This is a genomic window from Halobellus inordinatus (assembly GCF_024464655.1).
GTDB lineage: Archaea > Halobacteriota > Halobacteria > Halobacteriales > Haloferacaceae > Haloquadratum > Haloquadratum inordinatus.
The window spans coordinates 1-12,704 of record NZ_JANHAV010000010.1 but is presented as its reverse complement, the minus strand read 5'-3'; the positions used below and the strand labels follow the sequence as shown (position 1 = coordinate 12,704).

Below are 12,704 nucleotides of genomic sequence, written 5' to 3'. Positions count from 1 at the left end.
TTTCTTCCAAATGAATACACAGCTCAACCGTAGCTCGCTGGTAATTGTTGCCATAGCGATTGCTGTCGTTCTCGGAACGTCGGGAATGGCGGTCTCGCTGCAGGGCTCAGGGAGTGCCCTCCTGGATGGCAGCACTCAACAGTCGAGCATAGAAATAGTTGGATCGGGCGCCGACGCCGGCGGAGGCTCCTCCGCAGCAGTCGGTGAGAACGACGGTGATACCGGGCCAAATTCAAATGGCGAGTCGGGCCCGTCGACGACCGAGGATTCCAGTGACTCGTCCGACGGTGCTTCCGACGCGGCAAGCGAGAACGGAAGCACGCAGACGCAGAACAGTTCGCTGATCGTCTCGGGCGACGACGAAGACGAAGAGGAGAGTTCGGACGGCGACGATAGCTCAGACGACAGCTCAGACGACAACGACGATAGCTCGGACGGCGACGACAGCGATAGCGACAGCAACGATGGTGAAGACGGCGCTAACGACGAGAGTGACGCCAACCAGAGCGGCGACGACGACGGTGAAAGCGACGGCGACGACACGTCCAGCGACCACCACTCCGCCGACAACGATGTCGACGACGCGGACGGTGCCGATGGGAACGTCGACGCCGGTGACGACCCGGTGAGCGAGGACAACACCCAATCGAGTAGTCAATCCGCCGACCAATCACAGGACCAATCGCAGTCCGCCACGGACAGTGATCAGGGTCAGGATCAGGCCATCGCCCGCGGACAGACCCAAGAGCAGACCGGTCAGGACAACGACCAAGACCAGAGCCAAGACGCTGGCCAGAGACAGGCGCAGAACCAGGCTGGCGAGAACAACACCCAAGCGCAGGGCCAGGAATCGACGGCCTCTCAGCAGCAGGATCAGGCCGGCGAAGACAACCGCCAGAACGAAGAACAGAGCAGTTCCGATCGGCAGGGACAGGTCCAAGGCGGTGCGGAGAACGCCCAGGCACAGAACCAGACCTCAGAGCAGGCTGCAGAACAGGCCCAGTCCGGTACGGATAGCCAGCAGAACCAGGGTCAGAACTCGGACCAGGACCAGCAGCAGGCCCAAACTGGGACCGACAACACCCAGGCGCAGTCGCAAGCGGACGGGCAGTCGCAGGACCAGACGCAGTCCGCCGCGGACAGCGATCAGGAACAGCGGCAGTCCGACGCACAGTCGCAGAGTCAGACGCAGTCGGGAGTCGACAACGCTCAAGCGCAGAACGCAACGAGCGAGCAGACGCAAGACCAGACGCAGTCTGGTGACGGCGCTGATCAGGACCAGAGTCAAGACGTCGGTCAGTCCCAGGGTCAGACGCAGTCCGGTGAAGACAACGAGGAGACGCAGGATCAGAACGCAGAGCAGAGCCAGAGTCAGAGCCAGTCGAGTGCGGACGGCCAGCAGGGCCAGTCTCAAGACACCGATCAGTCGCAGGATCAAGAGCAGACTGGCGAAGACAACGAGCAGGACCAGACGCAGAACAGCGATCAGTCACAGGCTCAATCGCAGTCCGGTGACGGCGCTGATCAGGGTCAACAGCAGACGGTCGATCAGGACCAGGCACAGGCGCAGTCGGGTGACGACAACGACCAAGACCAGAGCCAGAGCGCAGACCAGGATCAGACACAGGATCAGAGCGACGGCGACGGCGAACAGCAGCAGTCCGTCGATCAGTCGCAGAACCAAGAGCAGTCGGTGTCTGAAGGCTCCGGTCAAGGACAGGGTCAATCCCAGGGCACGACGACCTCCTCGGACGGTCAGATCACCACCGGTGTGCAGGTGACGGTCGAGACGACCGTGAACGGGCAGTCGTTCCAGGACCAGACACAAGTGTCCAGTCAGACGCAGACCCAACAGACCGGTGAGGTGATGACCGACGGCGGGCAGTCCCAGAGCCAGGTCGTCATCCAGAATCAGGTTCAGGTCCAGGTCGGCGACAACAACGAGCAGAGCCAGAGTCAAAGCGCAGACCAAGACCAGAGTCAGAGTAGCGGTGACTCTTCGGACGGCGGTGACGCCCAGCAGCAAGAGCAATCCACCGTCCAGAACCAGGGTCAGACGCAGGTCGGCGACGACAACGAGCAGAGTCAATCGCAAAGCACCTCCGGAAGCCAGCAGCAGAACACCGGATCTGACGGCGACGGTGCCGACAGTTCCAGTGACAGCAACTCCGAAGACTCGGATGGCGACGATGCCAGTACGTCCAGCGACAGTAGCTCCGGGGACGACGACGACAGCGATACCAACACGTCCAGCGACAGCAGCTCCGAAAGCTCGGACGGCGACGATTCCAGTGAGTCCGGTGACAGCAGCTCCGAAAGCTCGGACGGCGACGATTCCAGTGAGTCCGGTGACAGCAGCTCCGAAAGCTCGGACGGCGACGATTCCAGTGAGTCCAGCGGTAGCGACTCGACGCAGAGCAGCGACTCGTAACGCCGAGACACCGACCATCCGGTCGGTCTTCGGACGCCATTTTTTGATCGGTCTCCATCAGGAGCCTCTGCCGTCGCACCCACAGCGCCGCTCGTAATAGCCGCTCGTGAGGATGTCGAATGCCTCCGGAGAGCTACGAGGAACAGAGCCACACCCAGTTTCCAGTTTCGAGTGCTTTCCTCTCAGGCCCCCCGGGGGTTTCGACTGTCTCCTCCGCGAAAACGTGACTGTGCTATTGGCCGAGATCGCCTTGACCTGACCCGCTTCGATTAGAATTTGGGCGTCGCGTCTCGGTCCTCGACTGCCGACTCTCGGGGTGATCGGAGAGGTCCCTGCTCCTCCGCTGGCCGTTGGTTACTCTTCGGGTTCCTCGGTTGCATCGGATCCGTCGCCCGACTGGTCTCCGTCGGGTTCGGCCGGCGGCCGATACGTGTAGAGGTAGCCGTCGTGGACCACGTAGTAGGCCTCCTCGTCGGGATCTTCGACGACGCCGTTGTCGGTGTCGATGGCGAAGTCCACGAGCGCGCTCAGCGATTGTGCCTCCGCTCGCGGCAGGTCGAACGCGTCCGCGGGGAGTTGGATCTCGGAGATCCACTCGTCGAAGTCGTTTCGGTCGTCCTCGAAGGCGAGACGCTCTCGCTCCGCCGGGGTGAGTTCGATCCGATCCTGGCTTCGCACGTACGCTAGCCCGCCCAGCGCGACCAGTGACCCGAGGAGAAGGGCGGGGCCGCCGAAGCTCCGCAGTGGCCCGTAGGTTCGGTCGACCGTCACTGTCTGCGTCGACTCGTACCGGTTGGTCATACTCCCCATCTCGGTGGGTCTGTAGGTGCCGCCCTGGAGTCCGACTGCGAGCGTGTGATTCCGAACGTCCTCGACCTGCTGGCCGTTCACCGATCCCTGGAGGTCGACGACTGCGCGAACGAGCACTTGAGTCTCGCCGGGCGGGTTCCCGAGTCGTTCGGTGATCTGTTCGGTCCGGTTCGCGGTCGCGTTCATATCCAACTCGAACGGCACGCGCATTCGTTCACCCGGCGCGAGCGACTCCGTCGACGACGTCGGCACCGCCCGTCACACAGTCGTCCGCCGCGGCGCGTATCCAATCCATCAGGTGCTACCCACTTTGGAATATACGACCAGTAGATCCGGGAAAGAGACCCCGCGGATTTCGAGGAGAGTGTTTGACACTTTCTGGGGGTCTCTTTGTGGGCTGTTCAGCCGTGATTTCGACGCTGAACGCTATTGAGCGTGTAATCACCTAATTATGTCAATTTAGTATCTATTATAACTCCCCCGATTATGGTGGACGTACGGGGGACGCAGCCACGACTCCGGGATTTGTCCCGCTATTAACTATCGAATGTATGATTAGTTTAGTAGACACTGCATAGAGCCTTTGCTCTGGTATGTAGAGTCTATACTAAAGTGAAAGTCAGTTGACCCGAAGGGTGGATCGGCAATGGGAGGATACGTGTTGCGGCTCGGGACGGAAGGATGAGTAAAGCACAACGAAGCAACGGGCAGTTGTCGTCGGTTGGAGGACCGGAATTCTCGAACGACGAACTGCTCGAAATGCTCAGTAATCAACGCCGTCGATTCACGATTCACTATCTCAAACAACGGGAGGGAGAACACGTCTCAGTTTCCGAACTCACCGACTGGGTCGCGAGCTGGGAGAACGACACGGAGATCGAGGCGCTCACACATCAGGAACGAAAGCGCGTCCGCAACGCGCTGCGGCAGTTCCACCTGCCGAAGATGGACGACTACGGGTTCATCGAGTACGATGCGCGACGCGGGACGGTCACGCTCACAGACGAGGCCGCCGACGCGAATTTCTACGTCGACTCGCTCACCGGCGGCGACATCCCCTGGGGGATCTACTATCTGGGCCTCTCGGCTTTCTGTGGGCTCTGTCTGCTCGGCTACTGGGCCGGACTGTTCCCGTTCACGCTAGTCGAACCGTTCACCTGGAGCGTGTTCGTCCTGACCGCGCTGACTATCTCGTCGGTCGGCCACTTCTACGACAACTACTACCGGATGCGACTGGGCGCGCGCGAGAAGCCGCCGGAGGTGGACGAGGAATGATCGACCGTCGCCAGGTAGTGCTCGTGGCCGCGCTGCTCGCCTCGCTCGCGCTCGTTTCCAACACCGCGGCGTACAGCTCGGTACACGCAGACCGGGGTGTTCAGGTCCAGGTCGTCGGCGACGAGGACGCCTACCTCGGCCTCCAGCGCACGACCACGAACGCGAGCAACGGCACCGCCGATCTCGAAGTGACAGTCTCGAATCAGTTCGCTGCGGGGACTGATCTCACGGAAGTCGAGACCACCGTCGATGGCACCGCGGTTGACCTCGCCAGCGACGGCTCGCTCGCCCCGGGCGAAACCAGCTCACACACGTTCGCGAACGTCTCCTGCGGCGACGCCGTCGCGATCGACGCCTCCGGGAGCGGCGTGCGCGTGTCTCTGAACCGAAGCGTCCCCTGCAGTAATACGAGCTTAACTGCTGAAGAGCCGACGAACGAAACGACGTAAATTCAGTAATATGACCTTACCAACCGCAGGCGCGTCCGGGTCCAATGCGATCCGGAAACGATATCATCAGGCGTTGAAAACCCAGAATATTCGGATTGTAGGCAGCTGAGAACGGACCTGATGTAGTCCCTCCTTCGATAGGCGGACAGTATTACAAGTATACTACTGTAAAGGAAACTAAAACTGAGCACGCTGGCACCACGTCCGACGGGTAACCGTTCCCGTATGATGGTATGCGACATATTACAAGGTCCTGTCATCACGGATGAACCGACGAGATGTCATCGAAAGGGGACCTCGACGAGGGGCTCACTCCTCTCCGTGCGACGGTGGTCGAATACGAACACAAGCCGAGCGAGTGCACAATCCACCCGGTCGACCCCCCGGAAGGTGGCCAGACCACGGCCTGGATCACGGCCGAGGAAGGGTCCTACGTCGCGTTGGCGACCACGCGGTGAGCGCGCCGCCCGAAGCTCCGACCGCGGAGATGAGACGGCGACTCACCTGAGCTGTTCCGAGAGCACTTTTTGTATCCCTCGCCGCAGGCGCTGGGAGGCGGCCGTATCTGAGATGCCCAGTCGGTCCGCGAGCGTCTGAAGCGTCGCGCCCCGCGGGACGTCGAAGTACCCGCAGGCGAGCGCCTCGTTCAGGGCCTCGCGCTGTGGTTCGGTGAGCATCGATTCGACGCCGTAGTCGGCGATGCCGGCGGAACTCCGGACGCTCTCGACGGAGAACTCGATGTCCTCGTCGCTACAGCGGTGATACGAGGCGGTGAACGCCTCGTGAGTCGGGTAACGGAGCGTCAGCGACCAGCCGTCTGCGGTGCCGATCCCCTTGAGGCACGTCGCGTCCGCCTCGGCGATCACATCGAGAAACGGCGTCGAAGTCGCGGCCCAGTCCACTTGAAGTACTAACCCCTCGTCGACTGTATCGAGGACTTCGACTTCGTCAACGGTTTCGTCGCCGCCAACGGCCTGCGTTACCCACGGCGCGTCCTGGCTAGCGATCCAAAGCGTGGGCGTCGTCCGTTCGCGAAACGGCACCACCCGTTCGAGTTCGATTCGGACGCCGGGCCGTTCGCTCAGTGCGTCGGCGAGGAGGAACTCGTCGGGCGGGACCCGCACTCTCGTACAGACGACCATACTGATAGGTGAACCTTCGCACACCCCTCGTCTTGTTATAATTCCAGTTCTCTCGGTAGTCGTCCGTTACGCCACTCCGACATCCTCTTCGATCAATCGGACGCTTGGCGAACCGGACGTATCCGGCAACTGTCGGAGGCTCTCGAAATACGTCCCACCTGGGAGTCATACAGTAGCGTCTGCACGACTTCACGCCCCCATCTCAACACCGTCGTGCGAGGAGCGTTATCAGTTACAAACGCCGCTCCGTCTCGACGCTGATTTATGTGCTGTTTCGCCCATTTGGACAGATACTATTGCATTCTATTATATAACAAATGTATTATCTAAGTCTACTCGTCTGCCTCGTTGACGTAGAGTCCGTATCGGAACAGCGCCTCGTCGTACCACAACAACTGTCCGTTCGCGGCGCGGTCTACGGCCCCGAGTCCGAGGGCATCCAACAGCGTCTCGAAGTCCGCCGAGAGCGGAGTTGTCTCTTCGTGTCTCCCCCGTTCAATTGCCTGATCGAGCAGGTCTCGGACGCCTTCAGCGAGCGCGTCTTCCGTCAACTCGGCGTCGATTCGGGAGCCGAACACGACGTCACGAAACGCCGCCCGTGAATCGGCTACGTCGATTGCCAGCGCCGTGTATGCGGTCTCCATAATGCGCTCACGGCTCACGTGCACGCGGTAGGCCCACGTCCCGCTCTCGGTCATCGTGACGACCTGGCCGTCCAACGCTCCCGTCGCGAGCCGGCTCTCCAGTTCGGCTGGTCGGCGAAGCACGTAGGCGTCGTCGCGCAGTAACTCCGCCGCGCTGGTCTCGCCGCCGGTCTGTGTGTAACTGTGGAGGATCTTGAGCACCCGCGCGCTGGGCTGTTCGAGTGAGTCGATCAGGATTGCGCTTTCGGGGACGTCTTCGGACGGTACGGACTCGACGCGCACGAGCGGGCGGGACAGTTCTTTGCGCCCGGTCACGACCTGTTCCGTCTGATAGTACGATCCGTCGTACTCCACGTAGGCGTCGTCCGGGAGCGGTTCGTACCCGTAGGTCGTATAGCGGCCGTCCGGGAGGATACGATCTAGTGCGGCCCGTGCCGGATCGCCGAACAACGCCCCGTCGTCGGGCTCGTAGAGCGCATATTCCGTAGGGGTGGCTTCGACACGGTCGACATCGAGCGTGTACGTTCGTGCCGGGTCGTCGGCGCCGATCGAGTCTGCCGTCGAACAGCCTGCGAGGGCGCCCACTGAAACTGCACCGGCGGTCTGGAGGAGCGTCCGTCGGGTAGGGACCATAGGGAACGAACGCGGCGCGACGGATTTGAGTCCATCGAACTTACGATCTACTGATGCTAGTCTAGAATGGTCTGGTTAATTATATGATTCTGAAGCACTCGCTTGAAGTATAAATAGATCGGCTGACAGCCGTACGAGGAGAGCCGCCTCGGCAACAGAGAAAGCGGAGACACGGAAAGCGTCGTTACAGTCGCGAAGGTAGTCCCTCAGCGGGACGTCGACACGTGGGTCGATCGCCCCGCAGTCGGTGAGCCGACGCCACCGACGTGACGAGTGCGTCCCTGTCGACCGACCCCGGTGAGGGGACCGACCACGTCGAGAAGGCCGTGGCCGCGGGGCCCAAGAGCCTAGCGGATCGAGTCGACGAGGACCGACGTGGCGTACGCACCGCGTTCGGGGGCGTCGAACGTCGGGATGCCGAGGTCTTCCATCCGCTTGCGGTCAGGTTCGAGCGCGTCGTACGGTCCAGCGACCGTGAAGACGATCGGCTTGTCGAGGTCTTCTCTGAGCTGTTCGAGTTCTTCGACCGGATAGCCGAGCGAGTGCTCGAAGATCTCGTATACGAGGACGATGTCGACGTTGTCGTCGCGGGCGACCGCGTCGATGACCTCGCCGAACTGCGGCATCGGACGCCCCGTGTCGACGGGGTTCTGATCGTAGGTGAATCCGAGGAGCAGATCGTCGAGTTTCTCGTGGGTCTCGTCGGTCAGTTCGGGGAAGTTGACGCCCTGGTCGGCGAGGTAGTCGGCCATCATAATCCCGGGGCCGGCCTGCGCCGTGACGATCCCGACGTTCGGGCCGTCCGGAACGGGCGACTTTCCGAGGACGCGGCTCGCGTCGAGGAGTTCGGTCACGGAGTCGGCCATCACGCCGCCGTTGTTGGTGAGGATCTCCTCGTAACGCTCGTAGTCCTGGTTCGGGGCCGCCGTGTGCGACTGGACGAACTCGTGCATCCGGTTGCCCGACTTGAGCGCGACGATCGGCGTATCGGCGTCTTCCACGACGGTCTCGAACTGATCGATCTCGGAGGTCCCCTCGATGTGGAGGCCGATCGCCTTCGTCTGGGGATCTTCGTCGAGCATCGGGATGATGTCGTCGAAGTCGGTGTTCACGCGGTTCCCGAGACCGTACATCCCGGAGATGCCGTAGCCCTCCCGCTCGAGCTGGAACGTCGAGGTCACGCCCACGCCGCCACTCTGGGCGACGATGGCGACCTCGCCCGTTTCGATCTCGTCGAAGCCGGGGACGAACGAACTGAAGATGTTCTTGTGCGGAATGATGTGGCCGGCCGTGTTGGGGCCGAGAACCGCGATGTCGTACTCCTCGGCGATCTGGCGGATCTCCTCTTGTCGCTGCTTGCCGTCCTCGTCGGCTTCGGCGAACCCACCGGCGAAGACGACCGCGGCACCGACGCCCGCCTTTCCACAGTCCTCGATGACGCCGGGTGTGGCGGGCGCGGGGACACAGCAGAGCGCCAGATCTGCATCAGTATCTGCGACCGAGTCGACGAACTCGTACCCGTAGACCTCACCCTCACCTTTCGGATTGACGGGGTAGACCGGGCCGTCGAACTCCTTCGCGTTCGCCATCGCGTCGTTACCCAGTTTGCCTGGCGTCGCAGACGCGCCGATGACCGCGATGCCGGACGGATCGAGTAAGTCTGAGATTCCCATACCTACACACGAGTCTAAGATTGAGATATAAATTTCGAAAAGACCGTAATTGATTTTTAGTGATTATTCGATGGAGTTTCACGTCGGCGCGGTCTGCCGACTTTTCGATCGGACGTCGTCACAGCACAACAACAAGCTCGCGTCGGTCGACCACCATACGTTTTTTATCCAGAGGCTACTGAGGTTAGGTATCTCTTATTTGTGAAATGAACTCCTCGAAGGCTTCCGGACTCCACAAGACGCTGACTGCTCTCCTCGCTGCGGCACTGGTCGCTTCTCTTATAGTCGGACCCGTAGGTGCTATAACACCCGAGGAAGACGTGACGTTCGTCGAATCGGCGATCACGACGGACACGACGTGGACTCCCGAGGGGGGCCCCTACCGAATCATCCAGGATATTCGCGTCGAACCCGGCGCGACGTTGACGCTGGAACCGGGGACGAGGGTACAGCTCGCTGAACAGATTACACTCACCGTGAGCGGGTCGCTCGACGCGACCGGAACGGAAGCGCGTCCCGTGACCATCTCCAGAAGTGAAGGGGCGTCTCCCGACCGCCGGTGGGGGAGCATCCGGTACAACGGCAGCGACGACTCCCGATTCGTGGTCCGCAACGTGACGCTCACTGGCGGAGTGCAGGGCGTCACCGTCGCGAGCAGTGCGGGATCGATCAAAATCGTGGATTCGACGATGCGGGACTTCGAGACGGCGGCCGTTTCGGTCGGTGAGATAGGGGCAACACCGGAGGTCACGATCCACCGTTCGACCTTCGCGGACGTAGAGGGCCACGCGATCAGTGCCAGTCCGTCGTTCGGCGCGACCGACCGCGCCTCGCTCACTGCCGTCCCGGACGAGCGGACGGAACAGTCGGATCACACGCTGTCGCTCCACCCGGGAGTCGGCGTCGCGTTCGATACCATCCGACTCGAGTATTCGTCCGCCGACACCGTTGCGGGAGTCGAGCGAGAGACGCTCGACCGAATCGGCCTCGACCGTAACCGCAACGGGACGATCGATCGATCGTACATCGACTACGTGCAGAACGTCTCGACGACCGGCGGCGACGTTCGGATCGCGCTCAACCGCACGTTCCGAGTCCCGAGTGATGGACGTCTCACGGTCGAATACGGCGGCGCCATGAATCCGCAGACGCGTGGTATCTATCCCGTCGACGTCCGGCTCTTTCACGATGGCGTCTCTCAGCTCTCGGACGGCGTGCAGGCCGCATACGTCGTTGGCGGGGTGACGTCGCCCGTCCGGTCTTCGGGATCGGCGACGACGCACGTTCGTCGCCTCACCGTCCGACAGTCGCAGTTCCGCGATATCGCGGGCACGGGTCTGTTCGTCGCCGCCGATCGCGTCACGAGACTGCGGGCCGTCGACAACGACGTCGCACAGGTAGACGGCGACGGGATCGCCGTCCGGGCGAAAGACAGCGAGAGCGCCTTCTGGTACAACGACATTGCGGCGTCCGCCGACGGGATCTACGTCGAAACGTTATCGCGAGCGAAGGTTACGGGCTACGAGAACCACATCAGCGGCAGCGAAACCGGCATCAAAATCCGGCAGTCGGGCACGCGAATCCGCAGGGAGGCGAACGTCACGCTTCGACGCAACCACCTCACGGACAACGACCGCCACGGCATCGACGTCACGACGCGAACGCTCGAAGTGCGGCTTCACCTCGCGAACAACACCGTCCGCGCGAACGGTCGTGACGGGATCCACCTCTCGAATTGGATCGTCCGACGGGGGAACATCTTAGACAATCGGATCGCGGCCAACGGCGACGACGGACTGGCGCTCGATGGCACGCTCGCCGCAGATCTGCGAATCGCCCGCAACGACGTCAGATCGAGCGGCGGCGACGGTGTCACGCTTCGAACCCAGGCCGCCGTCCGCGACCTCACGGTCCGCAACAACACACTCGTCGACGGTGACGGCCACGGGCTCGCGGTCCAAAGTAACCTTCTCGTACACGACGTCGACGTCGACGGAAATCGGCTCGCGAACAACGGCGGCGCCGGTCTCCTCGTATCGAGTCCGATCACCCACCGGGGCGCTCTCACGCTCACGGACAACGTCGTGGGGGCCAACACGTACGGCATCGTGGTCCGGGGACTGGTCCGGACGACCATCCGAGACAACGATGTCGTCTTCAACACGAATGCGTTCACCGACGCCGTCCCTCTCCGAGGAGTCACCCCGGGGACGGGAGTGTACGTCGCCGAAGGCGCCAGCGGCGTCGTCGTGAACCAGGCGAACGCGGAGATATCGCTCTCGGACCTCGTCGCGAACCCGACGTTGAATCAGGAACTCACGATCGCTCGGCTCTGGGACGACACTGTCGTCGTCCTGCGGAGCGACGGCGAGAGCGAAGCGCGCGCTGCGGAAGCGAGCGCGGTGACAATTCGGCGGGTCGGTGACTCGCTCCCCACCGGCATCGCGGTCCCGAAGACGGGGACGGCGAACGAAACGTTTCGGGTCGTCGGAAACGACGTGTACGGGCAGCGGCGCGGGCTGACCGTCGATATCGCGCCGCTAATCGCCGCGAACACGACGGCACGCATCGTCACCGAACCGGTCCAAACCGTGCACGCGGAATCTAACTACTGGGGTTCCGACCGCGGGCCGTATCACTCCTCGATTCTCCCCGAAGGCGAGGGAAACGCCGTCGTGACGGAACGGGGCTGGGCCGACTTCGTGCCGTTCCGAACCGAGCCCACTGGGACACGATATGCGCGGCCGACGCCCCGGATCGACGCCCCCGCAGGTGCCATCCCCGACCAGCGGGTCCGGGTCTCTGGTGCGGGATCGACGAGCGGCACCGACCGCCTCGCTGTGGACCGCTATCACTTCGTCGTCAACGGGACTGAACGAGCTGCCCAGTCGGCACCGAATTGGAGTCTCGTGATGCCCACAGAGCGGCTCCGCATCGAACTGGCTGTCGAAGACGCTCTCGGCATCGACAGCGCCAACGCGACAGCCGTCACGGTCGAACCGCAGTCGGAGACGACACCGACAGCAACGTCGACAGCAGTCGGCGGGACGCCGTCCCCGACGCCGTCCGACGTGACGCTCCTCGACAGTCTCGGGTCGCTCTGGGGACTGCTCGGATCGCTGCTGTACCTGTCTGCGCTGCTCCTCGGCGGCGTCGGGATGGCGTATACGTTCCGGAATCGGTCGCCGCCGGTCGGTGGACTGCAGGTCCAGGGTCTCGCCGCCACCGGCGTTCTCGTCTGGCTCGTCAGCGGCCTGCTGGGCCCTGGGACGCTTGTCAGTGTCGGGCTCGCTGCCGGCCTCGTGTGGAGTCTCCTGACTGGTGTCGCATACGTGTTAGCGGTTCGGTGATAGAGATACGAGCGCATACCCCCGCCTTCCCGTGAGTGACGAGTGTTCCGACGCTCTGTCGGAACCGAGGAGCGAACAGGCGGGGGTCGAGCGGACAGCATAGTGTGACAGTCCACCGTTCTATTGCAGGGCTGGGTTCCCCACCGTTTCCACAAAATATTTGCTATGATTTGACATCCTCCTCCGCGTGAACGCGGAGGAATCCCGAGCGGTGGGAGTTTCAGGTTTGGAGTCCAATCACCGGACTCCCAGACCTTTCGGGCACGGGTAGTCCCACAGCATCGGACTGGTGGACCG

The 12,704-nt window shown here is 62.4% G+C and carries 9 protein-coding genes; 5 read left to right on the top strand and 4 right to left on the bottom strand.

Annotated features, from left to right (window positions below; translation table 11 throughout):
- Positions 1 to 10: 10 nt before the first annotated feature.
- Positions 11 to 2,431, top strand: coding sequence for a hypothetical protein (locus NO347_RS15080; protein ID WP_256290490.1), 2,421 nt, complete (start codon positions 11 to 13; stop codon positions 2,429 to 2,431).
- A gap of 354 nt (positions 2,432 to 2,785) precedes the next feature.
- Here NO347_RS15080 and NO347_RS15075 read toward each other — a convergent pair whose 3' ends face one another.
- Entirely contained in the window at positions 2,786 to 3,493 is a 708-nt protein-coding gene (locus NO347_RS15075) for a DUF5305 domain-containing protein (protein ID WP_256290489.1), read from the bottom strand.
- A 429-nt stretch (positions 3,494 to 3,922) separates the two neighbouring features.
- On the opposite strand from NO347_RS15075, the gene NO347_RS15070 reads away from it, so the two are divergent.
- From NO347_RS15070 to NO347_RS15060, 3 genes are all read left to right on the top strand, one after another.
- Positions 3,923 to 4,516, top strand: a complete 594-nt coding sequence (locus NO347_RS15070) for a DUF7344 domain-containing protein (RefSeq protein WP_256290488.1) — start codon at positions 3,923 to 3,925, stop codon at positions 4,514 to 4,516.
- Entirely contained in the window at positions 4,513 to 4,965 is a 453-nt protein-coding gene (locus tag NO347_RS15065; RefSeq protein WP_256290487.1) for a hypothetical protein, read from the top strand. Before NO347_RS15070 ends, NO347_RS15065 begins: the two co-directional genes overlap by 4 nt.
- 278 nt (positions 4,966 to 5,243) lie before the next feature.
- A complete protein-coding gene (locus NO347_RS15060; RefSeq protein ID WP_121569611.1) occupies positions 5,244 to 5,423 on the top strand; it encodes a DUF7511 domain-containing protein in 180 nt (59 codons plus the stop codon).
- 42 nt (positions 5,424 to 5,465) lie between these two features.
- Here the strand turns inward: NO347_RS15060 and NO347_RS15055 are convergent, their stop codons facing one another.
- From NO347_RS15055 to NO347_RS15045, 3 genes are all read right to left on the bottom strand, one after another.
- Complete coding sequence (locus NO347_RS15055) at positions 5,466 to 6,089, bottom strand: helix-turn-helix domain-containing protein (protein ID WP_256290486.1); 624 nt, start codon at positions 6,087 to 6,089, stop codon at positions 5,466 to 5,468.
- A 350-nt stretch (positions 6,090 to 6,439) separates the two neighbouring features.
- The gene (locus NO347_RS15050) at positions 6,440 to 7,384 is read right to left on the bottom strand and encodes a hypothetical protein (protein ID WP_256290485.1); all 945 of its coding nucleotides are present in this window, start codon (positions 7,382 to 7,384) and stop codon (positions 6,440 to 6,442) included.
- A gap of 347 nt (positions 7,385 to 7,731) precedes the next feature.
- Positions 7,732 to 9,057 (bottom strand): CoA-binding protein, encoded by a 1,326-nt coding sequence (locus NO347_RS15045; protein WP_256290484.1) that lies wholly within the window; start codon positions 9,055 to 9,057, stop codon positions 7,732 to 7,734.
- Between the two features lie 206 nt (positions 9,058 to 9,263).
- Between NO347_RS15045 and NO347_RS15040 the strand changes: the two genes are divergently transcribed.
- A complete protein-coding gene (locus tag NO347_RS15040; protein WP_256290482.1) occupies positions 9,264 to 12,407 on the top strand; it encodes a right-handed parallel beta-helix repeat-containing protein in 3,144 nt (1,047 codons plus the stop codon).
- The last annotated feature ends 297 nt before the right edge of the window (positions 12,408 to 12,704 follow it).